The 26,806-nt window shown below is 65.1% G+C and carries 21 protein-coding genes and 1 tRNA gene; 11 read left to right on the top strand and 11 right to left on the bottom strand.

From position 1 onward, the window contains the following. Positions 1-371: 371 nt before the first annotated feature. On the top strand, positions 372-3,548 hold the full coding sequence (gene ileS / locus MCUHO_RS11265; protein WP_067078393.1) for an isoleucine--tRNA ligase: 3,177 nt from the start codon (positions 372-374) through the stop codon (positions 3,546-3,548). Here ileS and MCUHO_RS11260 read toward each other — a convergent pair. Continuing rightward, positions 3,531-4,265, bottom strand: a complete 735-nt coding sequence (locus tag MCUHO_RS11260) for a tRNA(His) guanylyltransferase Thg1 family protein (RefSeq protein WP_067078391.1) — start codon at positions 4,263-4,265, stop codon at positions 3,531-3,533. The genes ileS and MCUHO_RS11260 overlap by 18 nt on opposite strands. A gap of 32 nt (positions 4,266-4,297) precedes the next feature. Next, positions 4,298-4,561 carry a PRC-barrel domain-containing protein gene (locus tag MCUHO_RS11255; protein ID WP_067078388.1) on the bottom strand — a complete coding sequence of 88 codons (264 nt, stop codon included), beginning with the start codon at positions 4,559-4,561 and terminating at the stop codon, positions 4,298-4,300. A gap of 52 nt (positions 4,562-4,613) precedes the next feature. Here MCUHO_RS11255 and MCUHO_RS11250 point away from each other — a divergent pair, with 52 nt between their 5' ends. Then, positions 4,614-5,750 (top strand): CBS domain-containing protein, encoded by a 1,137-nt coding sequence (locus MCUHO_RS11250; protein WP_067078386.1) that lies wholly within the window; start codon positions 4,614-4,616, stop codon positions 5,748-5,750. A gap of 594 nt (positions 5,751-6,344) precedes the next feature. Here the strand turns inward: MCUHO_RS11250 and MCUHO_RS11245 are convergent. From MCUHO_RS11245 to MCUHO_RS11235, 3 genes are read right to left on the bottom strand one after another with little or no spacing between them, the layout of a single operon-like run. Next, entirely contained in the window at positions 6,345-7,991 is a 1,647-nt protein-coding gene (locus MCUHO_RS11245; RefSeq protein ID WP_067078384.1) for a radical SAM protein, read from the bottom strand. Further along, a complete protein-coding gene (locus MCUHO_RS11240) occupies positions 7,981-8,601 on the bottom strand; it encodes a 6-hydroxymethylpterin diphosphokinase MptE-like protein (RefSeq protein WP_067078382.1) in 621 nt (206 codons plus the stop codon). Before MCUHO_RS11240 ends, MCUHO_RS11245 begins: the two co-directional genes overlap by 11 nt. After that, a complete protein-coding gene (locus tag MCUHO_RS11235) occupies positions 8,598-10,058 on the bottom strand; it encodes a DHH family phosphoesterase (protein ID WP_067078380.1) in 1,461 nt (486 codons plus the stop codon). Before MCUHO_RS11235 ends, MCUHO_RS11240 begins: the two co-directional genes overlap by 4 nt. A 113-nt stretch (positions 10,059-10,171) precedes the next feature. Here MCUHO_RS11235 and MCUHO_RS11230 point away from each other — a divergent pair. Beyond that, positions 10,172-10,245, top strand: a tRNA-Lys gene (locus MCUHO_RS11230). A 416-nt stretch (positions 10,246-10,661) separates the two neighbouring features. Here MCUHO_RS11230 and MCUHO_RS11225 read toward each other — a convergent pair. Next, on the bottom strand, positions 10,662-11,549 hold the full coding sequence (locus tag MCUHO_RS11225; protein WP_067078378.1) for an ABC transporter ATP-binding protein: 888 nt from the start codon (positions 11,547-11,549) through the stop codon (positions 10,662-10,664). Between the two features lie 80 nt (positions 11,550-11,629). On the opposite strand from MCUHO_RS11225, the gene MCUHO_RS11220 reads away from it, so the two are divergent. From MCUHO_RS11220 to MCUHO_RS13020, 6 genes are all read left to right on the top strand, one after another. Beyond that, positions 11,630-13,435 (top strand): ABC transporter, encoded by a 1,806-nt coding sequence (locus tag MCUHO_RS11220; protein WP_067078376.1) that lies wholly within the window; start codon positions 11,630-11,632, stop codon positions 13,433-13,435. Beyond that, complete coding sequence (locus MCUHO_RS11215) at positions 13,432-14,508, top strand: ABC transporter permease (protein WP_067078374.1); 1,077 nt, start codon at positions 13,432-13,434, stop codon at positions 14,506-14,508. Before MCUHO_RS11220 ends, MCUHO_RS11215 begins: the two co-directional genes overlap by 4 nt. Positions 14,509-14,574: 66 nt before the next feature. Continuing rightward, a complete protein-coding gene (locus MCUHO_RS11210) occupies positions 14,575-15,252 on the top strand; it encodes a hypothetical protein (RefSeq protein ID WP_067078371.1) in 678 nt (225 codons plus the stop codon). Positions 15,253-15,298: 46 nt separating this feature from the next. Further along, entirely contained in the window at positions 15,299-16,606 is a 1,308-nt protein-coding gene (locus MCUHO_RS11205) for a methyl-coenzyme M reductase glutamine C-methyltransferase (protein ID WP_067078369.1), read from the top strand. A 150-nt stretch (positions 16,607-16,756) separates the two neighbouring features. Next, on the top strand, positions 16,757-18,427 hold the full coding sequence (locus tag MCUHO_RS13025) for a DUF2795 domain-containing protein (protein WP_235808256.1): 1,671 nt from the start codon (positions 16,757-16,759) through the stop codon (positions 18,425-18,427). 194 nt (positions 18,428-18,621) lie between these two features. After that, a complete protein-coding gene (locus MCUHO_RS13020) occupies positions 18,622-19,800 on the top strand; it encodes a DUF2795 domain-containing protein (protein ID WP_235808255.1) in 1,179 nt (392 codons plus the stop codon). Positions 19,801-19,825: 25 nt separating this feature from the next. On the opposite strand, the gene MCUHO_RS11185 is transcribed toward MCUHO_RS13020, so the two are convergent. Further along, positions 19,826-21,055 carry a radical SAM protein gene (locus MCUHO_RS11185; protein ID WP_235808254.1) on the bottom strand — a complete coding sequence of 410 codons (1,230 nt, stop codon included), beginning with the start codon at positions 21,053-21,055 and terminating at the stop codon, positions 19,826-19,828. Positions 21,056-21,158: 103 nt separating this feature from the next. Here MCUHO_RS11185 and MCUHO_RS11180 point away from each other — a divergent pair, with 103 nt between their 5' ends. Next, the gene (locus MCUHO_RS11180) at positions 21,159-22,370 is read left to right on the top strand and encodes a geranylgeranyl reductase family protein (protein WP_067078363.1); all 1,212 of its coding nucleotides are present in this window, start codon (positions 21,159-21,161) and stop codon (positions 22,368-22,370) included. 38 nt (positions 22,371-22,408) lie between these two features. Then, entirely contained in the window at positions 22,409-23,833 is a 1,425-nt protein-coding gene (locus MCUHO_RS11175) for an alpha-amylase family glycosyl hydrolase (RefSeq protein ID WP_067078361.1), read from the top strand. A 10-nt stretch (positions 23,834-23,843) separates the two neighbouring features. Here MCUHO_RS11175 and MCUHO_RS11170 read toward each other — a convergent pair whose 3' ends face one another. The 4 genes from MCUHO_RS11170 to MCUHO_RS11155 all read right to left on the bottom strand — a co-directional run bounded on the left by MCUHO_RS11170 (position 23,844) and on the right by MCUHO_RS11155 (position 26,714). Further along, the gene (locus MCUHO_RS11170; RefSeq protein ID WP_067078359.1) at positions 23,844-24,698 is read right to left on the bottom strand and encodes a MerR family transcriptional regulator; all 855 of its coding nucleotides are present in this window, start codon (positions 24,696-24,698) and stop codon (positions 23,844-23,846) included. A gap of 149 nt (positions 24,699-24,847) precedes the next feature. Further along, on the bottom strand, positions 24,848-25,687 hold the full coding sequence (locus tag MCUHO_RS11165; protein WP_067078357.1) for a tetratricopeptide repeat protein: 840 nt from the start codon (positions 25,685-25,687) through the stop codon (positions 24,848-24,850). 109 nt (positions 25,688-25,796) lie between these two features. Further along, positions 25,797-26,111, bottom strand: a complete 315-nt coding sequence (locus MCUHO_RS11160) for an HNH endonuclease (RefSeq protein ID WP_235808253.1) — start codon at positions 26,109-26,111, stop codon at positions 25,797-25,799. Positions 26,112-26,285: 174 nt separating this feature from the next. Beyond that, positions 26,286-26,714, bottom strand: a complete 429-nt coding sequence (locus MCUHO_RS11155) for a hypothetical protein (protein ID WP_067078354.1) — start codon at positions 26,712-26,714, stop codon at positions 26,286-26,288. Positions 26,715-26,806 lie beyond the last annotated feature (92 nt).

The raw sequence follows: 26,806 nt of genomic DNA, 5'->3' as shown, positions 1-26,806 counted from the left end.
GAGCATGAGCACCGAAGGTGCGAACGCCCGGAGCTCGAGCACCCGGAGGGTGCGGAGTGCGATGTTCCGGAGAACGACTGTCCGCAGAACAGGAGTTCGAGAAGCCGTCAGGCTTCGAGGAACGGAGCTCGAGCACCCGGAGGGTGCGGAGTGCGACGTTCCGGAGAACGACTGTCCGCAGAACAGGAGTTCGAGAAGCCGTCAGGCTTCGAGGAACGGAGCTCGAGCACCCGGAGGGTGCGGAGTGCGAGCGAAGCGAGCTTGACAGAACGTCGCACTTCGCGTGAGTCTGCACCACCCCACATAGTACAAAACGCTTTGTCCCCCAACAACAAACGGTACACCAGAGTGCTGAATATGAGGGATATGAGGTGAAAGAGGTCACCGGCAGTTATAACCCGCGCGAACTTGAGGCGGGGGTCCAGGATTCCTGGAAACGGGAGAACACCTATGCACGCGTTCAGGAGGTGCGAAAGGATGGGAAAGCGTTCTTTTTCGTCGACGGGCCGCCGTACACCACCGGCCACATCCATCTCGGCACCGCCTGGAACAAGATCTTAAAAGACGCCATCCTCCGCTACCACCGGATGCAGGGCAGGAACATCATCGAGCGGGCCGGCTACGATATGCACGGCCTCCCTATCGAGGTGAAGGTGGAGCACCAGCTCGGGTTCACCTCCAAGAAGGATATCGAGGATTACGGAATCGCCGCATTCATCGAGCAGTGCCGGACGTTCGCCGTGACGCACATGGAGATCATGAGCGAGCAGTTCCGGCAGCTCGGCATCTGGCTCGACTTCGACGACCCCTACCAGACGATCAAGGCGGAGTACATCGAGTCCGCGTGGTGGGCGGTCCAGCGGGCGGAAGAGCGCGGGCTGCTCGAGCGCGGCCACCGTGTCGTGAACTGGTGCCCCCGGTGCGAGACGGCGATCGCCGACTCGGAGGTGGAGCACTGGGACGAGACCGACCCCTCCATCTTCGTCAAGTTCCCGGTCACCGGGCGCGAGAACGAGTACCTGGTGATCTGGACGACCACGCCATGGACGCTTCCTGCGAACGTCGCGGTGGCGGTCAGCCCCGCGTTCACCTACGCGCGGGTGGCGGCGAAGAAGGACGGCCGCGAGGAGATCCTCTGGATCGCCGACGAACTCGTCGAGTCCGTCCTGAAGATGGGCCGCTACCAGGACTACACCGTCCTTGAGCGGGCGAGCGGCAGCGACCTCGTCGGAACGGAGTACACGTCGCCGCTCGCCGGCCAGGTTCCCCACCAGGCGGAGATCCGGCACCGGGTCGTCGCGGCGGACTACGTCACGCTCGAGAACACCGGTCTCGTCCATATCGCTCCCGGACACGGGTGGGACGACTATCTGGTCGGCATCCAGGAAGGGCTCGAGGCGTTCTGCCCGGTCGATTCCGGCGGATGCTTCACCCGGGAGGCCGGGGCGTTCGCCGACATGTACGTCCGGGACGCAAACGACCTCGTCATCGACGCGCTCGGCGACTACCTCCTCGCCCGGCGGACGATCACCCACCGCTACGGCCACTGCTGGCGGTGCAAGACCCCCATCATCTACCGCGCGACCGCACAGTGGTTCCTGAAGGCCACCGAGATCCGCGAACCGATGCTTGATGAGATCGCGAAGGTGAAGTGGTTCCCCGAGTGGGCGGGAAGCGCCCGGTTCCACGACTTCGTCAAGGACTCTCGCGACTGGTGCATCTCCCGGCAGCGCTACTGGGGCATCCCCATCCCCATCTGGCAGTGCGAGCAGTGCGGCGAGCGAACCGTCATCGGCACCATCGCCGAACTCGAGGAGCGGTCGGGTGCGAAGGTTCCCGACCCGCACCGGCCCTACGTGGATGAGATCGTCATTCCGTGCTCCTGCGGCGGGGAGATGCGCCGGGTCGCCGATATCTTCGACGTCTGGTTCGACTCGGCGGTCGCGTCGTGGGCGACCCTCGGGTTCCCCAGGAAGCGCGAGGCCTTCGACCGCCTCTGGCCGGCGGACTTCATCACCGAAGGGCAGGATCAGACCCGGGGCTGGTTCTACTCCCAGCTCGGGGCGAGCACCGTGGCGTTCGGCCGCGCTCCCTACAAGAGCGTCCTGATGCACGGGTTCGCTCTCGACGCCGACGGGCGCAAGATGAGCAAGAGTTTCGGCAACGTGGTGACGCCCGAAGAAGTGATGAACCAGTTCGGCGTCGACGTTCTCCGGTTCTACGTCCTCTGGGCGAACGCTCCCTGGGACGACCTGAAGTTCAACTGGGACAGCGTCAAGACCATCCACCGGACGCTCAACATCCTCTGGAACGTCTACCGGTTCCCGCTCCCGTATATGGTTCTCGACTCGTTCGAGCCCGCCGCAGGCGACGGCGGCCTCTGGGACGACTCGTTCGTCCGGACGCATATCAAGGATATGCCCAAAGAGGATCGCTGGATAATCTCCCGGGTGAACTCGCTCGCCCGAACCACGGCCGGAGACATGCAGGAGTACCAACTCCATAAGGTGACGCGGGCGCTCGCCTCCTTCATCCTTGAGGATCTCTCCCGCTGGTACGTCCAGCTCGTCCGCGCGAGGATGTGGCTCGAGGAAGATTCGGTTGAGAAGCGGTACGCCTACGAGACGGTATATTACGTCATGCGCCGCCTGATCGCGCTCCTTGCGCCGTTCACCCCCCATATCGCCGAGGAGATCTATGGCAACCTGCGCCTTGCGGGCGACCCGGAGAGCGTCCATATGCTCGACTGGCCGGGGGTGGACGAACTCCTGATCGCGCCCGATCTCGAGAGCTCCATGGAGGTCGTCCGGTCGTTCGACGACGCGGTCGCCACCGCCCGGCAGAACGGGAGGCGGAAACTCCGCTGGCCGATCTCCGAGACCGTTGTGGTCACCGGGAGCGACGAGGTGAAGACGGCTCTCGAGGAGTTGAACGAACTCGCCCTGAACCGGGCGAACGCCCGGGCGGTCAGGGTCGTCACCGGAAGATGGGACCGGATCCTCTGGCAGGCAGAACCTGTGATGCGGGCGATCGGCCCGGAGTTCGGGAGAGATGGGCCGAAGGTCAAAGCGCTGATAGAGAGCGCGGACGGCACCGCCCTGAAAACCGCCATCGAGCGGGACGGAAAGGCCCAACTCGACGGCTACGAGATCGCCGAACGCCACGTCACCTTCGCGGAAGCCCTTCCCGAGGGCGTCTTTGCCGCGCCCATGAAGGACGCGACGGTCTACGTCGACGTCACCCTCACGCCGGCGCTGGAGGCCGAGGGATACGCCCGCGAGGTGATCCGGCGGATCCAGGAGATGCGGCGCCAGCTCGACCTGAACGTCGACGACTTCATCGTCGCGGCCGTGGACGTCGCCGACGAGCGGGTGGCCTCGCTCATCGCAGATGAGGAGTGGCAGAAGGAGATCGCCGGGGAGGTGCGGGCGGCAGCCCTCACCGTCCGCCGCAACGGCGGGAAGCCGGCGGAGCCCTTTGCGCTCGAGAAGGACTGGGACGTGGAAGGCGTGCAGATGCAGATCGGCATCTCACGCGCCGGTGAGTGACCGGATCAGGGCCGCGCCCTCCGGGGTGGAGAAGAGAGGCGTCTCCTCCGGTTCCCGGATGCAGGCCCGTACAGCCTCGACGGTCTCCCCCGTCAGGGGGTTATACCCCTCTTTTATGCACTCGTCCCGGTAGAGGAGCGTCCCCCGCCGCTGCCACGCCGGCGTTGCCGCCAGGTTGACGCCCCGCTCGAACATCATCTCGTGCATGGCTTCGGACTGCATCCCCCGGAGCGCCGCGGCGGCCTGACGGGTGGTCATCCCCTCACAGACGAGCGCGTTCTGGCAGTAGGCGTTGATGTGGTTGCGCCACGCTTCGTTCTGACGCGAGACAAGGTATTCGACCGCAAACTCTCCCGCCGCAGGGATCGTCCGGGCATCGAACGCAAGGGGTTCGGTGCACCCGAGTTCGATCGTGAGTTTGCTCGCCGCAGCCGCGGCGGTCACGGAGTCGAGTTTCTCCACCCGCCCGGAGAACGGCAGCGTCGAGAAGTAGAGGCTGATCTCGTCGGAGAAGGTGTAAGCGAATACGGGGGAAAGACCGCTCCCGGTGAGGAGGTAGCGGCAGACCGACCGCATGCTCTCGTTGAAGGCGGGATCGAACGGTTTTTTGAGGTTATGCACACGTGTCAGGCGGTGAAAGGCGCGACCGTCGAGTCGGAGAAAAACAGGGGGGAAGATCGTGAGGTTCGAGAAGATCTCGCGATCCCCGGTATCCATATTGTATCGGCCAGGAGCCCCGGACATCGTGGTCAGTCTTCTTTTGCCGGGGATTTGAAGAGCCCGGGGATGTGGCGGACGATGACGATATCCCCGACACTCTTTACGACGCGGAAGGGGATCTGCAGCCCGTTGTAGCCCTTTACCTCCCCGATCTCGGGGTTGAGCTCGCCGACCGCAAGGGCGTCGATCTTCTTCTGGTCCACATCAAGCACGACATCGTCAACATTCCCGATAAAGACAGCTCTGTCGGTATAGACGCGTAATCCGAACATCTCTGTGATCTGGGTTCTCATCGGTATCCTCTGAAGGTATATTACTATAAATGATAAAAAGATACTCCTTTTCATGGAAGCGTCGCTACAGATCGGCACCCTGGCCGGGATTCCGGTCAAACTGCACTGGAGTTTCCTCCTGGTGATCCCCCTCTTCGCCTGGATCATCGGGAGCCAGATCGTGCTCACGACCGAGTTGATCCAGGCACTCTTCGGTGTCCCTATCGATATGACGCTGATCACGGAGGGGTTCAACCCCTATATTCTCGGGATCGTCGTGGCGCTCGGCCTCTTCTTCGGCGTCTTCATTCACGAGATGGCTCACTCGCTCATCGCGAAAGCGAAGGGGATCGAGATCCATAGCATCACGCTCCTCATCCTCGGCGGCGTCTCCCAGATGGAGGAGACGATGCCGGATCCGAAGATCGAACTTCCCATGGCGCTCGCGGGACCGATGACGAGCCTTGCGGTCGGCATCATCTCCGCCGCCCTCGTCTATGTCGTTGCGGCGATCAATCTGGATCCGGGAGTCGCCGGCGTCCTGATCTTCACCTTCGGCTACCTCGGGCTCCTGAACGTCCTGCTCTTCGGGTTCAACCTCCTCCCGGCGTTCCCCATGGACGGAGGACGGGTGCTGCGGGCATGGCTCGCCCGCCGGATGCCGCTCTCCCGTGCGACCCGGATCGCCGCCGACGTCGGGAAAGGGTTCGCCGTCCTCTTCGGGATCGTGGGGCTCCTGCTCCTGAATCCCATCCTGATCATCATCGCCTTCTTCATCTACATCGGGGCGAACCAGGAGGCCACGTTCCTCCGCTACAACGTCCTGCTGCAGGATGTCACGGTCGCCGACGCGATGAGCAGCCCCGTCGTCACCGTGGAACCGACGTTGCCGCTGCCCCGGGTGGTGGACATGATGTACGAGACGAAGCACCTCGGATTCCCGGTGGTGGATAGGGGATCGCTCGTCGGGATCATCGCTCTCGCCGACGTCCACAAGATCTCGCCGATCGACCGGGAGGCGATGCAGGTGCGCGACGTCATGACCCGGAACCCGACCGCCCTCCCGCCGTCGGCGCCGCTCATCGATGCGCTCCGGATCATAACCGGCCAGGAGATCGGGAGGATTCCCGTCGTCGAGAACGACACCCTGGTCGGGATCGTGACCCGGACGGACGTTCTGCGGGTGATGGAACTGCGGGAGGAGGAATAGTCAGGCAATTTTTCGAAGGTGTGACGGACAGATCGGCAGGGGTTTGAGATGCGCCCAAACTCCTCGAATTCCTGCCCATCGGGCCATTGCATCCTACGGAAAGTCGTTCCGTTGGAACATCGCATAACCCCATGCACGGATTTCGAGGGGATATCGCCATTGGGGGAGTGCGACTGGCTGAAGGGCAGGAGCACGAGCACCGTTAGGTGCGAGGGGCTGACGGGGAGTGCGATGGGCGGAACGCCCGGAGTTCGACCACCATCAGGTGGGGAGGGGGGAGCATCCCCCCTCCCCTGTCATCTCACACCAGATGCCTCTCCTCAAATAGCCCCCCACCGCCCGCGCTTCGCGCTCCTCATTCGCACCTGACGGTGCTCAAACTCCTTCCCCTGCGGGGAAGTCGTTCCGCCCCCTTCGGGGGCGGGCAGTGCGTGGCGATGGCCGATGGAAATCCGTAGATGGGGTTTGCAACTGACTTAAAGCGGGGGAGGTGAGCACCACAGGAACCCTATTCTTCAGGAGTGGAGTTTGAGCGCAGCCAGATACGGACAAACGCGACTCCTGAAAAGAACTACCGCCACTAAAGAACCCCCCCTAAAACCTCATCACGTCCTCGATCCCCGTCTCCCCCGCGACCTCACGGAACTCTTCAAGGCTCTTAAAAGGCCGGCGGGCGGCGATCGTCGCGGCCCTCTTCTTCCCCACCCCCGGGATCCACCGGAGCGCCGCTACCGGCAGGGTGTTGACCTCCACCGGACAGGGGAGGGCCGTCACCGACCGCATCCCCCAGTCGACCACGACAGCGTCGATTACCGCCCTTTCCGCGAGGTCGAGGGGGATTCCGACGAGGATGGGGTACGAGCCCATCTGCCGGCCGAACGACGGCTTGCCCGTGACTTCGACGACGACCTCCGAAAGGACGGTGCCGACGGGGAAGACCCGGCGGAGCATCGGTTCGTCGAACTCCTTCCGCGCCCACTCCTTGAAGGAGCGGAACCGGGCGTCGTGCCTTCCGAGGGTGTTCTCCTCGTAAGCCTTCGTTCCCTCGAACGGCATCACCTGCCGGATGTTCACCCGCCGCACGAGAAGACCGGCATCGAGCACCCGGCGGAGGAACGCCTCGTTTGCGTCGAACGTCGCCGGCGTCTCCCCTGCAAGACCGACGATGAAGTTCAGGCCCGGAAGGAGCTCCGGGATACCCTTCGTCCGCTTCCCCCCGACCTCGTTCACGACCTCGATCGCGCGGAAGACATCGTCCGGCATGGCCTTGAGGTTGTTGGCCGCGACAACCGCCGGATCGGCGGTCTCCATCCCGAACGCCGCGGTGTCGCCGGGGGTGTGGCCGGCGACGATCACCCCGAGCGCCGCCCGTGCCGCATCCTCGTGCCGGGCGATGGTGCCCGGGTTGATGTTGTCGATGTGCAGGGTTTTGAGATCCGGGGCGTTCTCCCGGACGGCCGAGAAGAGTGCTTCGAGTGCTTCGGGGCGCGGGAGCGGGAACTCCCCGCCGCCGCTGCTTTTGTAGGCGAGGAGGTCCGGTTGCCGGCCGAGCCTGAAGTGGCGTGCGCCCGCCGCATGGAGCGCCGCCACCTCCGCCGCAATCCCCTCGATGCTCCGGTAGCGCGGGAGCCCGTAGAACGGCTCGGTGCAGAACGAGCACCCCCCGACCGTCGCCCGCGAGCACCCGGTCGCGGTCTCGAGTTCGCACATTACGTAGGGGAACGCCGGGTGCTGTACGATGATACCGGCACCCGCCGCGCACCAGGGATCGGTCAGAGAGTAATCGCCCGCCCCGGCAGGCTCGCCGCCCGAGAGCCAGGTATCCAGCGCGACCGCAGGCGACCCCGAGAGCGTGACGTCGAACCCGGCTATCGCCTGCCGGATCGCCTTCTTCCCGCCTCCGGGAGCGTAGCCGAAGGCAATCGGCCCGCCGATCGCCGTGGTCGGCTGCCGGAGCAGGATCCCGAGCTGCTGGATCTCCGTCAGGGTCGCGGGCTTCCCCCCGATGTAGGCCCCCGGCACCGTCAGCCCGGCGATCATCACCACGAGATCGCCGCGGCCGTAGCCGGCGACGATCGAGGGATCGGCCCGGACCTGGTCGATGGTGACGTAGCGGGCGGCATAGCCGTGCCCGGCGAGGACGCCGGCGACCTCGCGGATGTACGGGGAGATATAGGGCGCGACGCCGAGGCAAGCGGGCTCGTCGACGTAGCCGTCGATGATGAGGGCGTTAGAGGTCATACCCGATCAGATGGAGGAGTTGCCCCGCCCAGTAGAGTTTTCCCCGCTTGAGGGGATCGACGTTCTTGTCGGCGAGATCGAACCCGACGATCCGGACGCTCGCCGCCCCGAGTTCGTCGGCGGCAAAGACCGCCCGGTCGCCGTCGGTAAACCCGCCGAAGTTGTGGACGTGCGCGAGCGGTGCCGCCTGCGTGGTCGCGACGAGCGGCCCCGTTATACGCGGAACCCAGTGGCGGAGGAGCGGAAGGTTGTCGCCGTGGGCGTGCACGACCATCACCGTCCCCTGCTCCGAGAGGTCGATGAAGACGTCCGTCGCCCCGTCGAGGTCGGTGAAGACCGCGTCCGGCCGGATACCGTGATCCGCGAGCACCTCCGCCGCCGCGTCGGCGGCAAGGATCGTCCCCTCGATCCGGTCGAGCTCCCCGGGAAGGGATGGGGCGTTCCCACAGACCGTCACCGGCCTCCCCCGGATGAGCGCCTCAAGCAGCCCGAGATCGTCGCGCCTGGCAAGATCCGCGAGCAGACGGGCGGCCGCCTCGTCCGCCTCGCGCTCGAATCCGAAATACTCTAAAATTGCGGTGTAGTGAGGCTCCCAGTCCGAGAACCTCATTGTCCGTCCTCGTCGTCCAGGCCGACGATGCTCGAGAACCTCTTCAGGATCGGATCGATGATCAGTTCGAGCAGGCCTTCCTTCTCCTTCGCCATCGAGAAGTAGTTGAGCGGTATCAGGGCGGCCGCCATCGTGGCGTGCCCGCCGGCCTCACCGATAGGCCCGAACGCCTCGGCCATCACGTTGCCGAGATGGAGCCGGATATCCTTGTTTCGCGCCGAGATGATGATGTTCTGGTCGCTGATGCCGTAGACCAGCGCCGTGTTCACGCCCTCGAGGTGGATCAGCATATCGGCCGCCTGCGGGAGAGCGTCGCGGTTCCTGATGTAGCCGACGTTCGAGAAGAGGTAGCCGCTCTTGAGCCGGCGGTTCCGGATGGCGTTCCCGATGATCTCCAGTGTCTCGAGCGACATTGACGGGGAGGTGATCTTATCGAGGAGATCCGAGTCGGTCAGGGGAAGGAGGAACGCCGCGTAGTTGAGGTCCTGGGGGGTGACGTTCCGCTTGAAGTCGCGAGTGTCGGCCCGGATACCGTATAGGAGCGCTGTGGCCACCGATTTGTTCACCGGGATATCGAGCTCCATCAGGTACTGGGTCATGATGCTCGCCGTGGCGCCGACCCCCGGCCTGATGTCGATGAAGTCGGCGACCGTGGACGGGTGCTCGCCGTTCTTGTGATGGTCGATGATGATGTTGACCCGGGTCGACTTGGGGAGCTCGTTGTTCACGCCGGGACCCGACGAGTCGACGAGAGCGATGTAGTCGCACTCCTCGAGGATCTGGGGGGTGAGCCGCTCCAGCTTGATATCGAGAAGGTTGATGAACGCCCGGTTCTCCTGGTGCCCGATATCCCCTTCGTAGACGATGCGGCAGTTGAGCTTGTTGCGGCTCGCGTGCCGCGCGATCATCGAGAGTGCCATGGCGCTCGATATCGAGTCGGGGTCGGGATTCAGGTGGGTGACGATGCAGAGCATCCCCTCCCAGGAGGCGAGCATATCGTAGAGCCGCAGAGCGAGCCTCGATGATTGAAGTTTCCGGATGTGGTGGATGGCGGTTCTCGCAACCACTTCCTGCGGGTAGAGGACGATATCGGCGCCTTCCTGCTGGAGGAGGTCGACGCTGACCGGGTCGGTGGCGCGTGCGATGACATAGGTCGCCGGGTACCGGTTCTTGACGGTCTGGAGCGCGGTCAGGTTGGCCTCCCGGTCGTTCGCGAGGATGAACGCGACCTCCGGCACGGGCAGCCCTTCCATGAAGTTCGGGTCACGGAGGTCGCGAACGAGCGCTTCGTACTTCTGATCGCGGAGATCTTCTACCCGCTTCTGATCCTTATCGACGATGATGAGATCTTCGTTCTCCTGCTCGAGCTCCTCGGCGACGTTATAGCCGGTGCTTCCGCAGCCAAGAATGATGTATTTGATACGTTCCTTCGAAACGTTCTGGACCGCCTCAGGCATGCGTACAATGGTGTAACTTCTCATGGTATTAAGGGATTCCATTTCGGCGATTTTCTGGAAGATTCCATAAAGTTTATACTGTTTCCCATGCAACACTGTTAGGTCAGACGCATGGGCCTGTAGCTTAGTTCGGCAGAGCGACGGACTCTTAATCCGTAGGCCAAGGGTTCAAATCCCTTCAGGCCCGTCGAACACCCGATTTTCTTCATCCTTTGCACCCGAGATCGATTCTTTGTCACTTCAGGTTGCGACTGTTCGGTTCGTGCGAATATCCACCGCAGAGCGGGCTCTCCATTGCGGACGGGACGCCCGGCCACACGGCCAACCCCCGCCACCCTCCACCCACGCCGGGTTTTCTCACGGGAGGCCGGTTGCTGTAACGGGAACGGGGTTGTGAAGGCACATATATGCCGCTGCTATATAAAATCTGTCCCGGCGGAAAACCCGCAAGAGCGTTGCATGGGGAGGAGAAAACTGGAGACTCCCCTTTCCACACCTCCTCCCGCAGGTAAGGCAGCAAGGTCGGAAAAGAGCGGATTCTTGGTATTTCGCAGCGTTCGAGGGGGGTCGCGATTCCCCGAGAGGGGGAGAGATACCCTGCTCTTACCGCCCAATCTTCAAGAGCATCTCTTCGAGTGTCGGGTAGTGCGACTCGATCCGCTCGATCGTCGCGCCGTCAGCCGCAAGCGCCGCGGTCGTCCGGTTCAACTCCTCGACGGAACGCGCCTCGGCAAGGTACCGCCCGTCGGAAGCGGCATAGCCGACCGACGTCGCGAACGCCGCCGGATCGGGCACCCGGAAGAAGACCTGGTAGGTGAGCGAACCAAAGGTCTCCCGGAGTTCGGGCATGGTGCCTTTCGCCACCACCTTCCCCCGGCGCAGGATAAGGACGAGGTCGCAGGCCTCCTCCACCTGGAAGAGGTTGTGGGCGGAGAAGATCACCGTCTTGCCCCGGTCGCGGAGATCCTTGACGTAGTCGAGCACCGACCGCGAGGTCATGGGGTCGAGGCCGGAGGTGGGCTCGTCGTAGATGAGCAGCCCCGGGTCGTGCATCAGCGATCGCGCTATCGCGACCTTCCGCTTCATCCCCTTCGAGAGTTCCCCGATCTTCTTGTTGTCCGCATCGAGCGCGAGCGAATCGAGGAGTTCCTCGCGCCGCTCGCGGATGGCCGGCTTCGAGAGGCCGTAGATCTCGCCGAAGAACGCGAGGTACGCGTCCGTGGTCATCGTCTCGTAGAGCCGCGACTCTTCGGGGAGGTACCCCAGGTTCTGTTTCAGGTCGAGCGGCCTTCTGACAACATCAACCCCGTCGACGGCGAGGCTTCCTGCCGTCGGTGAGATAAGGCCGGCCATGATCTTCAGGAGCGTCGTCTTCCCGGCGCCGTTATGCCCGATAACCCCGAGTATCCGTGCGTCGTCGAGGTCGAACGTGACGTCGTCGAGAGCCGGAAAGTCGCCGTAATGCTTGACGAGAGAGCGGGCCGTGATCATCCGGTACCCCTTATGTTGCCGATGGCTACTAATAGGTTGCTGCACAGAAATATGGTTCTCTAGCGCCGCCTGGGATTACCATGAGTCTTGCCTCCTCTATCCGGACGATCGCCGTCTGGGAGATGAACCGGTCGATGACCACGATGGGGAGAAGCATCCTCCCGCTTGCGGCGGGGCTTCTCGTTCTCCTGATGCTGGTAACGGCATTTGCCGCCCAGAGCGGCGTCCATATGCAGGACGGCATGTACCGCATCGGCATCGACGACCCCGAGATCGCCCGGATCGTCGCTCCCGACAGCCGTTTTACTGCCTACCTCGATAGCGGGGCATCCCTCTGGGAGAACCGGTTCGCGTACGACATTATCATCCTGCAGGGCGAGGTCTACGCCGCCGACACGGAGAAAGGGCGGGCGGCCTTAAAGACGCTCGAACGCGGCTACGAGGGCTACGTCTCCTACGTGGCCGCAGGAGAACCCGACCTCTTCGCCGCCTACCCGCTCTGGATCGATCTTCAGTACGTGAAGAGCGAGATCGACTTCCTGGCGACCCAGAGCGGGCAGCAGGTCGGCGCCCCGGCGAATGCCGGAAGACCGCCGGTACCTTCGGGCCCGGTCGAGGCGGTGACGCCGCCGGCATCGGCAATGCCCGTCTCCGAAGAGACCCTCCGCGAGCACCTTGCGGATACGGGGAGCAATCACCCTCTCGAACGCTACACCGGCGTCGTCTCGGGCGATTCGCCCATGGAGCAGTTCAGGACGCCCTCGGAGCTCTCGGCACCGCTTCCCTTCGACGCAATCATCCTGGTCTTCGTCTTCATCTTCCCGCTCTACTTCACCTCGCAGTTCTTCATGATGAGCGTGATGAACGAGCGGGTGGGACGGGCCGGGGAAGCCCTCCTCTCCACCCCCATCCGGCCGGCCGCGATCGTCGTCGGCAAAGCGCTCCCCTACTTCACGATCATGATCCTCATCGCCGCCGCGATCACCCTCTTTGCCGGGGCGCCGATGACCATCCTCCTCCCGCTCGTCCCGGTCATCCTCTTCTTCCTCGCAAACGCCCTGATCATCGGGATGGCCTCGCGGAGTTTCAAGGAACTCTCGTTCGTCTCGATCTTCTTCTCGACCCTCGCCACGTCGTACCTCTTCTTCCCGACGGTCTTTGCGAACACCCACGTCATCAGCATCATCTCGCCCCTCACCCTGGTCGTCCTCGATATCCAGGGCGACGGGTTCACCGCCATGGAGTATGTCTACTCGACCGTCCTCTTCTTTGCAACGAGCATCATCCTCTTCTACGTCGGCATCACGAACTTCCGCGAGGAGCGGCTCTTCTCACAGAAACCGCTCGCATCAAGGCTCGCTGACTTCGTCTCGGCCGGGATAAGCCGCGATCACCCGCACCTCTCGCTCTTCCTGCTCGCCGGCTTCACGATACCGTTCGTCTTCATGGCCCAGATGCTGACGCTCGTCCTCTTCTTCAACATCCCGATGCCGCTCTCCCTCGTCCTCCTGACGGTCTCTGCGGCGTTCATCGAGGAGTTCGCGAAGTCGATCGGGCTGTATGCGGTGGCACGGGAGCGGCCCGGGTTCCTGACGTCGAGGAACCTGCTCCTCGCGGCGGTCGCGATCGGGTTCGGGTTCCTTGCCGGTGAAAAACTCCTCCTCTTCGCCACGCTCGCCCAGATCACCGAGTCGATCTTCGGGAGCGTCCTCTTCCTCTCCCTCCAGGTACTCTGGATGCCGCTCCTCCTCCACATCACGGGGGTGCTCATCACCGGCGGTTTCCTCCTGCTCTGGGGACGGCAGGGTTACGGGCCGGGGCTCATCGCGGCGAGCGTGGTGCACAGCCTCTATAACCTTCACTTCCTCATGGGGGCGCTCCTGTGAACGCGCGTCATGTCGGCATCGTCGCGAAGAAGGAACTCCTGGGGCTCTCGTCGGAGAAGACGATCGTCTTTGCGATCCTCCTGCAGGTATTTATCGCGATGTTCTCGTCGTTTCTGATGGTGGGGCTCACCGCCATGTACGACCCGGAGGCGATCGAGGGCTACTCGACGATTGCCTACGGCGTCGGCTACGCAGGGGCGGACTCACCGCTCATCGACGAGTTCGAGAAGAGAGACGACCTCATCCTCCACCGGATGGATCTCGGCCAGGCGCTTGCGGCGCTCCGCGAACGGCAGGTCTCGGCGGTGGTCTACGTCCCGGACACCCCGCCCGACGCAGATGGGGCGGTCATGGTCACGCTCTACCTCATCCAGAACGACCTGCAGTCGAGCGTCATCAACGTCAAGGTGAAAGAGGTGCTCCAGGGCTACGAGAAGGAACTGCGGGAGGTCAGGGCCGACCGGATGACCGCCTTCCCGGTCTCGCTGAACTTCCCCGAGTCCGGGGGCGGCGAGAACTTCTTCGAGTTCGTCTACGGCCTCCTCATTCCGCTGCTCGTCCTCCTCCCGGCGATCGTCTCGGCCGCCCTGATCATCGACCTCATCACCGAGGAGTATCAGCGCCAGACGCTCGAGACGCTGATGTCGACGCCGGTCACGTTCGCGGAGATGGTCTGGGGGAAGGTTGCCGCCTGCGAGGTTCTGGTTCCGGTTCAGGCCGGAGCCTGGCTCCTCCTCCTCGGGTTCAACGGCATCGCGGTCGATAACGCCGCCGCGATCCTCCTCCACGCCTCGGTGGGCGGGCTCTTCCTCATCCTGCTCGGGGCTCTCGTGGCGCTCCACTACCGCGAACGGACGAGCGCCCAGTTCATCTTCTCGACCGCGCTCGTCGTGGTCTTCCTCCTCGTCATGGCCGTCCCCTACAACCCCTTGAACCTCATGGTCAGGCTCGCTGTGGACACCGCCGGCCCCGTCCACTGGCTGATCCTTCTTCTGGTCGCGGGCGTAACGGCCCTCCTCGGGTGGGCGGTAACGGCTTACGCCCGCCGGGTCGGGGAAGGGGTTCCAGCATAGCCGTCATCTCGCCGCATTCCATCGTGGGCAAACTATATATCGGCGGATAGGTCATTCAGCCCATCGATGATCCACCTCCGTCACCTCAATACCACCTGCGCAGTCTGCGGCGAGGCCTGCCGGTTCACCATCCCCGAGGCCGCGGGCAGCGTCGGGTCGCGCGACCTCGACACCCGCCCCGCCGAACCCCTGCGATCGACCATCTATGCATGGGTGAAACGGTGTCCGTCCTGCGGCTACTGCGCGCCCGACCCGGGCAAGGCACCGGAAGGAGCGGCCGACGTGGTGAAACTCCCGCGCTACCGCTGGCAGCTCGACGCCCGGAAGTTCCCTGGAATTGCAAACACCTTCCTCTGCTGGTCGATCATCCAGGAAGATCTCGGTCTTTTGGCCCAGGCTGCGTGGGCGTCCCTCCATGCCGCCTGGGTCTGCGACGACGAGGGGGCGGATGTGCCCGCCCGGATCTGCCGGAAACGTGCCGCCGATCTCCTGCGGCGCGGGTGGGAGAAGGGGGAGCGGCTGGCCGTCCTGGAGGGGGCGGACGAGGCCGTCCTCGCCGATCTGCTCCGCCGGGCGGGAAGGTTCCGGGAGGCCCGCGCCGTTGTCGCGGAGACTCTGGAGAAGCGCCCGCAACCCGTCATCGCCGACATCATGCGACTCCAGGCACGGTTGATCGCCGCATCGGACCGGGGCGCCCATACCGTCGCCGAGGCCCGGCGGTTCAGGCAGCCCGTGCCGCTCTGACCGGCAGATCCCCACCTTTTGTATACTGTTCCGGCGATACTGTATCATGGAGATCACGATCCTCTCTCCCGGCATCTACACCTACGGCGCCATGCTGATCGGCGGTGTCCTCCGCGACGCGGGACACCGGGTCACCCTCACCCGGACGCCCGCCGCCCCGGGCGATTCGATCCTGCTCATGAGCCTCTTCTCGACCCAGCACCTCCTCGACCCCGCGATCCGCGACCTGGTCCGGGCGCACCGCGAGCGCGGAGGGGTGGTCTACGTCGGGGGGCCGGTCTCGGCCGCACCGGAGATGGTGCTCGGGGAGCTCGCCCCCGACGCGGTGGTCGTCGGCGAGGGCGAGGAGACGGTGGTTCGGCTCGTCGAGGAGGGGGTCTCGCCCGATCTTTCGGGGATCGCGTTCCTCGACGCCGGCCGGCCGGTCGTGATGCCCCCTGCCCCTCCGGCGTCGATGGATCGTCCGCTCCCCCTGATCCCGGACGACATCGGGAGCCAGAGCGTCAGGGGGGCGAGCGCCTACATCGAGACCCACCGGGGGTGCATCGGGGGATGCACCTTCTGTCAGGTGCCCCGGTTCTTCGGGAGGGCGATCCGGAGCCGGCCGCTTGATCGCATCGTCGAGGAGGTGAAGGCTTTTTCCGCGCACGGTGCGACGAGGCTCTCGGTCTCCGGGGGGACAGGATCGCTCTACGGCTCCACCGGTGGGGAGATGAACCCGGAAGCCTTCATCGGCCTCCTCCGTTCGATGGCGGAGGTGATGGGGCAGAAGAACGTCTCCTCTCCCGACATCCGCGTCGACTGCATCACCGACGAGATCCTGGACGCCGTCCGGCAGTACACCATCGGGTGGGTCTTCTTCGGGATCGAGTCGGGGAGCGACCGGGTGCTCCGGATGATGGGCAAGGGCGCGACCGTCCGGCAGGTCGGGGAGGCGGTGGAACGGTGCCGGGAGCACGGCCTTCGCGTTGCGGGGAGTTTCATCGTCGGCTACCCCGGGGAGACGGAGCGGGACTACGAGGCGACGAAGGATCTCATCGCCGCACTCTCCCTCGACGACGTCTTCGTGAGCAGCGCCGAGCCCATCCCGGCGACACCGCTCGCCGACCTCGCGGTCAGGACGCCCCGCGACAGAAACCCGGCGTTCGTGCCGCATACCGGGGAGTACCGGGCGCTCAGCCTGACCGAGAGCGAGGCGCGGTGCTTCGACCTGATGATGCACGCCGATCTCTTCCGCCCGCAACTGCGGCTCGTGACCGACGAGGTCTACAACACTTACCTCGCCGAGGCAAGGAAGCAGGGGCGGGATATCAGGGCGGCGACCGAACTCATCCTCCGCTACGCCCGACCGTAAGATCCGGGCCGGGATCCCACCCTTTCTTCTTTTTACCTACGGGCACCGGCCGGTTTGCCAGGGCCGGAAACCCTTAAGTATCCTCGAACATCTACTCCCCCGCCTTGAGGGGGTAACCTCTTCGAGAAAAACGAGTTGGAGGGAGAGACGATGGCAGAACAACAGATGGGATCAGTGCTGGAGACCCGGCCGGCACGGGAAGAGACGGTGAACCTGATGCGTGCCCACGACATCCGGGACATCAAGGTGCGAAACCCGGAAGGAGAGAGCCTCGGCGACATCAGCGATGTCGCGATAGACCGCGACAGCGGCTGTGTCACGTATGCGGTGCTCTCCTACGGCGGGATCCTCGGATTCGGGGAGAAGCATTTCGCCATCCCCTGGGAGGCGGTTCGTACCCGCCCCGGGGAGAGGAGTGCTATCGTGGACGCAGACAAGAGGACGCTGGACAGTTCTTCCGGGTTTTCCCGGGACAGGATGCCGCGTGAAGCGGACTGGAGCCTGGTCAGGACACCGCCCCCGGCACGTGCGGCAGCGGAACCCACGGCCCCGGTAACGGAGAGGGAGGTTCCGCCGTCACGGGGGGTGGGCACGGCTGCAGCAGCGGCCACCGGCACAGCGATGACGGGCGCAGCGGTGACAGGGGCAGCAGTGAAAGGCGCGACGGCACCGGCCGAGACCGCGCCCCCGAGCAGGGAGAGGGTCGTTCCGACGCCTCCGCCGGTCCAGACGGTCGCACGCGGCTGGGGAGAGCACCCGACGACACAGCCTGTCGAGGAGCGGCCGGTGATGACGGAGGCCCCGCCAGCCCGGGAGTCCGGCGTCAGGGAGGTCAGGAGGGAGCGGATAGTCGAGACGCCGCCCCGGGAGACCGTCGTCGAGGAAGTCAGGAGAGAGCCGGCGGCCGCGATGGAGGGGCCGCCGGCGGCCCGGCCGACAACGGGACTCGAACGATCGCGTATGACCCCCGGGCCTTCTGCCGGGCGCCTCTCGGCCGCCGGGCTGCAGACCTACCTTGCAGGCATGAACTACCCGGCGGGAAGACAGGATCTCGTGACCCACGCCCGGCAGCATGAAGCCCCGCAGAGCGTGCTCACGACGCTCGAAGAGTTCCCCGACCGAACCTACCGGTCGGCTGCCGACGTCAGCGCGGAGTTCGGCGGCGAGGCCCGAACCCGGCAGCCGACCGGAATCGAGGTGCCTGCCGGGCGGGTCCGCGAGACCAGGATGGAGGAGGTTCGCGAGACTACCGTGGAGGAAGTCCGCGAAGAGGCACCCACGACCAGAACGGTACCACCCCGTACCCGTCTCTCTGCGGCCGACCTGCAGGTCTATCTCAAGGGCATGGACTACCCGGCAGGCAAGCAGGAGGTCGCCGCCCAGGCCCGGAAGAACAATGCCCCAGAGGATGTTATCTCGGCGATAGAGGGCTTCTCTGACCGAAGATACCAGTCGGCCGCCGATGTCAGCACGGAGTTCGGGAGAGAGGTCCGCGGGGAGCAGTCGTCCGTGATGGAGACACGGCGGGAGCCCGGGGTCACCACGGAGGAGGTCCGGAGAGAAGAGGTGGTCCGGCCTGAAACCCACGTCGAGGAGGCCCCCACGACACGGAGGACAGCACCGTCCCTCACCCGTCTCTCCGCCGCAGACCTGCAGGTTTACCTCAAGGGCATGGACTACCCGGCAGGCAAGCAGGAGATCGTCTCCCGGGCCCGGCAGAACAATGCCCCGGATGACGTTATCTCGGTGATCGAAGGATTCTCCGACCGGACATACCAGTCGGCCGCCGACGTGAGCTCGGAGTTCGGAAAGATCAGGTGACGGGGAGGAACCGCCGCTATGGGGGGCAGCCGGGAAACACCCCTCCCAACCTCCCCGGCACGCCCATTCTATGGCGGAGAACTCTTCGTCGGTAGCCCCGTCCCGGAACCGGGGAACTGTTAAATAGTCGCAACACGCATCGCCCGCTCTGCGCGAGGGTGAAGATCGCCTTCGAACAGGGTATGGTGGTTGCAATGGCTGAAACGATTCTGGAGCAGCAGGTGCGGAGGACGGAGGGGCAGGAGTTCTTCTCATCCGATGATGTCGTGGGGAAACGGGTGAAGAACCCGGAGGGCTATGACCTCGGCGAGATCTCGAGCCTGCGGGTAGGTCTACCGACGGGGAGGGTGGCGTATGCGGTGCTCAGGACCGGCGGCATGTTCGGCCTGGGAGCGAAGCATTTCGCGATCCCCATCGAGGCCATGGTCTACCGGCCGGGGGACGATGTCTTCGTGGTGAACATCAGCAAGTACCGGCTCGACAACGAACCAGGGTTCTCGGAGGGGGATTGGCCGAGAGAAGCGAACTGGAGTCTGATCGAGTCGAGACGCCCCGTGGGCCCCCCGAGCCAGGAGGAAGCCCGGGCCGTGACACGGACGGAGCCGCCGCCCCGCGAGGTCGTCACGACGGAGCGGGTGGAGGTGCGGGAGCGGGCACCCCGGGAGGAGATGCCGATTCGAGCCGAAGAGGTGGAAGAGAGCCGAACCCGGACGACGGTGCCCGTAACGGGGCCCCCGTCCCGGGAGACCGTCGTCGAGGAGGTGGAGACCCGGCCGGTGACGGAGGCGCATGCGCCGACGCTCGATTCCATGATGAAAGCCGAGGATGTGGAAGAGGGCAGGGTCGCGACGGCGATGCCTGTTACCGAGACTGCGCCCCGGGAAGTCGAACGGCCCACGACGACGAAACCCGCTACCGGGCGTCTCTCGGCCGCCGGGCTGCAGACCTACCTTGCAGGCATGAACTACCCGGCAGGGAGACAGGATCTCGTAACCCACGCCCGGCAGCATGACGCGCCGCAGAGCGTGCTCACGACGCTCGAAGGGTTCCCCGACCGAACCTACCGGTCGGCTGCCGACGTCAGCGCGGAGTTCGGCGGCGAGGCCCGAACCCGGCAGCCGACCGGAATCGAGACGCCGGCCGGGGAGGTTCGCGAAACCAGGACGCAGGCACCGTCTCTCACCCACCTCTCGGCCGCCGACCTGCAGGTCTACCTCAAGGGCATGGACTATCCGGCGGGCAGGCAGGATCTCATCACCCACGCCCGGAAGAACGATGCGCCGGAGACCGTGATCGCGGCACTCGAACGGTTCGAGGAGAGAGATTACCGCTCGGCCGCAGACGTGAGCACGGAGTTCGGAAAGGTCAGATAACCCTTTTTTTCGGAAGGAACGACAGTTACGTGAAGAGTTTCGTCTGGATGGTCTCCCGCTCGCTGAATACGAGATGGCGCCCGGCGGCCCTCCCCCGGATACCGGCACGCGCAAGGTCGGCCGGGCCGGCAAACGGCCGCACCCTCCGCAGGCTGAGGATCCGGTCCGCGGCCTTCGGCCCGATACCGGGGACGCGGAGGAGGTCGCGGCGCGGGGCGAGGTTGACGTTCACCGGTGCGCTCCCGGCCGCAAGAACCGCTTTCGGGTCGCGGTTCGCGAAGAACCCCTCCTCGTCGAGAGCAGTCCGGAGTTCGTCGGCCGTGATGCCGTAGTCTCGGAGCAGGTAGTCGGCCTGGTACCACCGCCGCGCCCGCCATGCCGGGGTGTCGGGGTGCGACGCGAGGGGAGTCCCGGGGAGGGAGTGGAACGCCGAGAAGTAGACCCGTGAAGGCCGGATCCGCCGGTACTGGTCGGCAAGGGAGGAGAGGATCTCCGCGTCGGTCTCGTCCGCAGCCCCGACGACGAACTGTGTGGTGTGGCCGCCGGGCTTCTCTTCCGCCACCCACGACTGGCGCTTCAGGATGTCCTGCCGGTAGTCCTTCACCCCGGCGATGCCACCGAGGCGGTCGGGCGACGTCGTCTCCAGGTTGATGCTGATCCGGTCGGCCACGCGGGCGGCGTCGTGGATATCCGCCCGGGTTGCACCGGGAAGGATCTTCAGGTGAAGGTAGCCGCCGTAGCCCCGGCGGCGCAGGATCTCCCCCGTCTCCACGAGGTCGTGCATCACGTAATCGACGTCCCGGGGGATGCCGGAACTGAGGAAGAGTCCTTCGACGAGCCCGTCACGCCAGAGGCGGAGGAAGGTATCGGCGAACTCCGTCGGGGAGAAACTCACCGGCTCCCGCCGGGTACGGACGGGGCAGTAGGCGCAGTCGTAAGAGCAGGTGCCGTTGAGGAGCATCTTGAGCATCCGCCCGCACCCGCCCGTTCGGCGGTTGTAGGAGATGTAGGGAGCGATCACGGGTCGCGCATCCGGATCCTCGAGACCACCGAGGGCTTCCTGAGAGGTACGAAGGGTATTGAGCGGAACAGGCAGGATCTCCGGCGCTTGAGAGACCTTTCGGGCCTCGACCGCGACCGGGAGGAGTTGGAGGCACTCGCCCGGGCTGCAGATGTCGAACCGCCCGGCGGCGGTGAGGTAGGTGAGTTTCTGCTCCGCGACGGACATACCGGAAGCATCGGCCCGCGAATACAAGAGCCTGCTCCGCGGAGGGTGAAAGTGTCCGGGAGCGGCCTTCCTCTCACGGGGGAAAGAGATATGGTCTGTGCCGGACTCTACCGTCGCGAGGAGAGACGAGATGGAGAGTCGGCCCGAATACGATGCGGTCGTCGTCGGCGGCGGGCCCGCCGGGAGCACCGCCGCCTGCCTGCTCGCGGAGGCCGGGCACAGCGTGGCGCTCCTCGAGCGGTGGGCGTATCCACGGAACAAGGTCTGTGGGGGCTGCCTCAGCCAGAAGACCGTCCGGTTTCTCGACCGGGTCTTTTCCCTCCCGGTTCCGGCCCTCCGGCAGGAAGGGCTGATCGACTTCACCGGGACGGGGTACGCGCTCTATATCGGCAGCCGCCGCATCTTCGTTGAAGACCTCGACGAGCCGGTCTACTTCACCAGCCGGGAACGCTACGACGCCTATCTCGCAGCGATGGCGGCAGAGGCAGGGGCGGAAGTCCAGACCGGCGCGGAAGTGACCGCGATCGACCACGCCCATCGAACCGTCACGACATCGGACGGCGACCGGTACTCCGCCCGGGTGATCGTCGGGGCGGACGGAGTCCACAGCCGGGTCAGACGCACCCTCCCGGAGGGCGTCGTCGACAGAGAGCGCTGGCAGAGCAACCTCGGGTGGACGCTGGAACTCGCGATCCCCCGGAGGGAGGCGGAGGCGCGCGCAGACGAGGGGGGGGCGATCCGCCTGGATGACGACCTCGCGACGCCCCACCTGATCCTTGCCGCCTGCCGGTGGGGCTACGGGTGGGTCTTCCCGAACAGGGAGGCGATCGTCGTGGGGATCGGGGGGCTGCTATCGACAAACGGCGGCAACCTCCGCGATAAGTTCGAAACGTTCCAGAAGACCGTCGGGTTCTCCGCGTTCGCCGACCGGAAACCGATAGGATGCTTCCTGCCGCTCGGGAACTACATCCCTTCCCCGGCCCACGAGGGGACGGTTCTCGTCGGCGACGCGGCCGGGTTTACGGGCCCGCTCCTCGGGGAGGGGATCTTCTACGCCCACCGGACGGCGGAGCTCGCCGCCCACGCCGTCGACCGCCACCTGACCGCCGGAGCACCGCTCGCCGCGACCTACACCGCCCTCCTCCGCCGGCGCCTCATCCCCGAACTGCGGGCGGAGACGGCGCTCCGGAACTTCGTCTACCGCTGCCTCGACGCCCGGATGCATGCACCGCTCGCGGCCTTCATGAGGGCGACGAAACCGCTGGTCATCGGTGCGGTGCAGGGCACCCGGTCGTTCCGGGGTTTTTTGCGTGACGACGAACTCCATTCCGCTATCTGGTAAGGGATACCTCTATCCACCCCGAGATCCGGGAGAGTACCATGAACACCCACACCCCCCGCTACCCCTCCCTCTACGAGGCCAACGCCCGCATCCTGCTCCGCCGCCTCGCGAGGGAGAGCGGGCGCCGCCCCACGCTCGACGAGATCCCCGACTCATGGCTCGCGAGGCTCGCCGAATGCGGCTTCTCGTGGGTCTACCTCATGGGAGCCTGGAAGACCGGGGAGGCCGGGCGCCGGGTCTCCCGCTCGAACGAGCAGTGGCTCGCCGGGTACCGGGGCCTGCTTCCCGATCTCAGGGAAGAGGATATCTGCGGCTCCCCCTTTGCCGTCACCGGCTATTCGCTCCACCCCGACCTCGGGGAGCCGGAGGCACTCCCCCGGTTCCGCGAACGCCTGCACGGAGAGGGACTCCGCCTCATGCTCGACTTCGTTCCGAACCACACCGCCCCCGATCACCCCTGGGTGCAGGAGCACCCGGACTACTACATCCGCGACACCGACGGGAACCTCGCCCACGGCCGGGACCCCTACTCCGGCGGCTGGCCCGACACCCTGCAGCTCGATTACGCCAACCCGGCCCTCGCGGAGGCGATGGCCGCTGAAGCGCAGAATATCGCGGGGCAGTGCGACGGCCTCCGGTGCGATATGGCGATGCTCGTCCTCCCGGAGGTCTTCCAGCAGACCTGGGGGCGGGAGATGGAGCCGTTCTGGCCGGGAGCGATAGGTGCGGTCAAGGAGGAGCACCCGGCGTTTCTCTTCATGGCGGAGGTCTACTGGGACCTCGAGTGGACGCTGCAAGAGCAGGGGTTCGACTACACCTACGACAAACGCCTCTACGACCGGCTCAGGAACGGAACGGCACGACCGGTGCGGGAGCATTTTTGGGCGGATCTTGAATACCAGAATAACTCCGTCCGGTTCCTCGAGAACCACGACGAAGACCGGGCGGCAGCGGTCTTTCCGCCGGAACGGCACCGGGCCGCCGCCGTTCTCGCCTTCCTCTGCCCGGGTCTCCGATTCTTTCACCGGGGGCAGTTTGCCGGGCGGCGGAGAAAGACCCCTGTCCACCTCTGCCGGGAGCCCGAAGAGCCGGTCGACCCGGCCATAGAAGAGTTCTACCAGCAGCTCGTTGCCTGCCTGCGCCTGCCGGCGTTCCGGGACGGCGAGTGGCGGCTTCTCGACTGCACCCCCGCATGGGAAGGGAACCCCTCCCACAAGGGATATATCGCCTTCGCCTGGGAGCGCGAGGGAGAGCGCTACATCGTCGCCGTCAACTATGCTCCCGACCGGGGCCAGTGTTACGTCCCGCTCCCCTGGGGCGATCTCACGGGGAAGACCATCCGGCTCCGCGATCTCATCGGACAGGCGGCGTACGACCGGGACGGCGAGGGGCTCCTCTCTCCCGGGCTCTTTCTCGACATCCCCGGATGGGGCCGCCACGTCTTCGAGGTCGCAGGAGAGTGACCGCTCCCCTTCAGGGGGACGGGGGAAGGTCTTCCATCGGGAACTGGACCTCGGTCAGGAGCTCCTCCTCCGGCACCTCGGCGGGGTCGTTGAGGTAGAGTTCCCGCGAGGGGCCGGCCGGTGCAAGGCCATACTCGCCCATGTAGGAAAAGAGCCGCTCGTAGGCCTTCGCGACCCCGGGATAGGGGCCCGTGTAGAGCACCGAGGCGAACCGGCCGCCCGGAAGGGTCAGGATCTCGACGGCGGTTCCGTCGAGGTTGACGGACCCGACGATCGGGAGCGCGACCTCGATATCTGCGTCTGTCTCCCGGTACTCCTCGTCATGGCAGATGAACATGATCGGCCCGGCAATCCTTGCAGCGGGCTGCCGCCCGTCAGCAGGGTAGACATAAGCGCAGAGTTCCCCGATCATTCTCGGGATCGCCTCCTGGTAAACACCCCGTTCGCGGAGGGAAAGCGCCCGCGTGGCAGGGATATCTTTGATAACTGGTTCGGTGATCGACATACTGAATCCTCCGTTCAGCGGGTTCTGCGTCCGCAGGACCTCTGCAATCGCATGCAGCCGCCCGATCTCCCGCTCGGTCGCCGCGAGACGCCGTTCAAAGTGGACCCGGATCGTTCCGGCATCGCCACGTTCCCGCGCATCGAGCACGGCTTCGACCTCGGTGAGGTCGAACCCGAGCCAGAGCAGGTGCTGGATGCGGACGCCCCGCTCGACCTGGGCGTAAGTGTAGTAGCGGTATCCCGTGCAGATGTCTCTTGCCGCGGGGACGAGGAGTCCCCGCTCGTCATAGAGGCGGAGCGCTTTCTGCGAGAGGTGCGTGATCCGCGAGAACGTACCTATAGGGATCTGATCGACCGGCATGGATTACATCCACCTGTTGGCGTCGCCGGATAATAGACGGTCGGAGTCTCCCCCGGGGAAGAGTTCCCGACGTCCGGCGCAGTTATTCGCGGTTGGACGGCCGGAGGGGTCAACCTTCCGAAACAATCCGGGAGGGGTGGATGAGCCCGTCACCACTTCTGGATAAGAGAGAGGAGCATCTTTCTGACCTGTGCGGTCAGTTCGCAGGAGGGATTTATCTCGAGCGCCTTGTCGGCGCACGCGAGCGCGTGCCGGTACATGCCGAGGTGATAGAGGACGCTGCACTTCATGCTCCACCCGGCGGAGTACTTCGGATCGATCGAGAGCACCTTATCAAAGCATTCGAGCGCTTTGCGGTATTCGCCGAGCGCGTACAGGGCGCCGCCCTTCAGGCTCCAGACCCGGACGCTCCCGGGATCGTCGGCGATGGCACGGTCGTAGCAGCCGATCGCCTCCTCGTGCCGGTGCTGGAGGAAGTGGGCGTAGCCGAGATCCGTCCAGGCCGCCACGAAGTGGGGATCGATCCCGAGAACGCGCTCGTAGCAGGCGATCGCATCGTCCAGTCGGTGCATCGCGACGAAGACGCCGCTCCGGTTGTACCAGGCGACCGGGGAGTCCGGGTTGAGCTCCACCGCCCGGTCGTAGCAGGCGAGCGCCTCCTCGAGCCGGTTGCGGCGCCGGTAGAGCATCCCCCGGGAGACCCAGGCGGGAGCAAAATCCGGGTCGATCGAGAGCGCCTTCTCCCAGCAGTCCAGTGCATCCTGATCCCGCCCCAGGAGATCAAGAAAGACCCCTTTGTTGTTCCACATCTTCACGTTTGCCGGATCATCTTTGAGCACCCGGTCGAAACAATCGATCGCCTCGGGAAACCGCCCTTGCTGCGCAAGAGAGACGGCTTTCCTGCTCACTGTGGAATCGGTGCAGGTGCCTTCCCGGCCTTCGGGTTCGCTCCTGCCGAAGAGTCTTTCAGTAATGCTCACGCCGGACATTCCCCCCATGGTCAGGCAACTGGTAGCGCGCATATAATATAATCGTTACCCCCGGAACAGGACCCGGCAGGTAGACCTGCCGGGTTTCGGGGGAGTCCTGCCGGGGGCGTCACCTCAAACGACGCCGTGCTGCCGGAAGCACCCGCGCCACCCTTCCTGCCCCTCCCTCGCGGCGGAGCTCGGTATGCACCCGGGCATGGCAGATGCCGCAGAGGGTGACGAGATTTGAGAGATCGTCGTTCGTGGGGTCGCGGTCGAGATGGTGGATGTGGAGATCCTGCTCTCCGCCGCAGACGGAGCATTGCTGCCCGTCGCGGTCAAGCACAGCGTTGCGGATCTCTTTCCATCCCGGGAGGCCGTACTTCTCCCGCGCCCGGATGGGAGTCTCGAAGCGTTCGCAGTAAATGATGCCCCTGCTCCTCATGGCAAACGGGCACCGGCAGCAGAGCCGGCGAAACCCGTTCCGGGCGGGCTCGTCTCCGCAGAGAGGAGGATTTGAGCGATCAAACGCATCCAGACAGAGTTGAATCTCGGTGCTCACGATCAGAAGAAGGTGGGTCGTGGAACGGGATAAGTGGTTTTCCACCCATCCCGCGGATCACGGCGGCGTCGGGACAGGCGTCGCGGGGGCCACGGCCGTCCGGCTCCGGTGCAGGACGTCGCCTCCGGCGTTCCGGATCTCAATCTCAAGCGCTACGCGGTCCAGGGGATCCTCGCGCGGGACGACGATCTCGATGGGGTTCGCACGGGAGATCTCCTCGTATCGCACGTTCTCCCGGGTCTCGATCGTGGTGCCCCACGAGACGTCCCTCTCGATCGTACAGGTCGCGCTGTAGATCCCCGGTTCATCGGAGTTCGGGATGTAGCGGAACTCCACGCGATCGTCGTAACCGAAGGTCTCACTCCGGAATTCCGTGGCCGCCTGCCCCACGGAAGGCTGCTCTTCGCCGGTGCAGCCGGCGGAGAGGAGCACCGCCGTGAGAAACAGGCACGCAAGAACCGAGCGCACCGTCGTTGTAGTCGTCATTTCCTTCTTCCAGTCTGGTGCCCACGCGCACCGACACGGCGGCGAGCGTGCGGCACGGACAGAGAAGTATTGGCGCCGGGACAGAAAAATTG

Source organism: Methanoculleus horonobensis, assembly GCF_001602375.1.
Taxonomy (GTDB): Archaea; Halobacteriota; Methanomicrobia; order Methanomicrobiales; family Methanoculleaceae; genus Methanoculleus; species Methanoculleus horonobensis.
Note: the sequence above shows the minus strand (reverse complement) of the source record. Positions and strands in the feature narration are given on the sequence as shown.

Coding starts and splice junctions, on each gene's coding strand:
- MCUHO_RS11260 (WP_067078391.1), bottom strand. CDS start 4,265: ATGGATACCGGGGATCGCGAGATCTTCTCGAACCTCACGATCTTCCCC.
- MCUHO_RS13020 (WP_235808255.1), top strand. CDS start 18,622: ATGGCTGAAACGATTCTGGAGCAGCAGGTGCGGAGGACGGAGGGGCAG.
- MCUHO_RS13025 (WP_235808256.1), top strand. CDS start 16,757: ATGGCAGAACAACAGATGGGATCAGTGCTGGAGACCCGGCCGGCACGG.
- MCUHO_RS11205 (WP_067078369.1), top strand. CDS start 15,299: ATGGAGATCACGATCCTCTCTCCCGGCATCTACACCTACGGCGCCATG.
- MCUHO_RS11235 (WP_067078380.1), bottom strand. CDS start 10,058: ATGCCTGAGGCGGTCCAGAACGTTTCGAAGGAACGTATCAAATACATC.
- MCUHO_RS11175 (WP_067078361.1), top strand. CDS start 22,409: ATGAACACCCACACCCCCCGCTACCCCTCCCTCTACGAGGCCAACGCC.
- MCUHO_RS11165 (WP_067078357.1), bottom strand. CDS start 25,687: ATGTCCGGCGTGAGCATTACTGAAAGACTCTTCGGCAGGAGCGAACCC.
- MCUHO_RS11155 (WP_067078354.1), bottom strand. CDS start 26,714: ATGACGACTACAACGACGGTGCGCTCGGTTCTTGCGTGCCTGTTTCTC.
- MCUHO_RS11245 (WP_067078384.1), bottom strand. CDS start 7,991: ATGACCTCTAACGCCCTCATCATCGACGGCTACGTCGACGAGCCCGCT.
- MCUHO_RS11250 (WP_067078386.1), top strand. CDS start 4,614: ATGGAAGCGTCGCTACAGATCGGCACCCTGGCCGGGATTCCGGTCAAA.
- MCUHO_RS11240 (WP_067078382.1), bottom strand. CDS start 8,601: ATGAGGTTCTCGGACTGGGAGCCTCACTACACCGCAATTTTAGAGTAT.
- MCUHO_RS11255 (WP_067078388.1), bottom strand. CDS start 4,561: ATGAGAACCCAGATCACAGAGATGTTCGGATTACGCGTCTATACCGAC.
- MCUHO_RS11225 (WP_067078378.1), bottom strand. CDS start 11,549: ATGATCACGGCCCGCTCTCTCGTCAAGCATTACGGCGACTTTCCGGCT.
- MCUHO_RS11220 (WP_067078376.1), top strand. CDS start 11,630: ATGAGTCTTGCCTCCTCTATCCGGACGATCGCCGTCTGGGAGATGAAC.
- MCUHO_RS11170 (WP_067078359.1), bottom strand. CDS start 24,698: ATGCCGGTCGATCAGATCCCTATAGGTACGTTCTCGCGGATCACGCAC.
- MCUHO_RS11160 (WP_235808253.1), bottom strand. CDS start 26,111: ATGAGGAGCAGGGGCATCATTTACTGCGAACGCTTCGAGACTCCCATC.
- MCUHO_RS11180 (WP_067078363.1), top strand. CDS start 21,159: ATGGAGAGTCGGCCCGAATACGATGCGGTCGTCGTCGGCGGCGGGCCC.
- MCUHO_RS11210 (WP_067078371.1), top strand. CDS start 14,575: ATGATCCACCTCCGTCACCTCAATACCACCTGCGCAGTCTGCGGCGAG.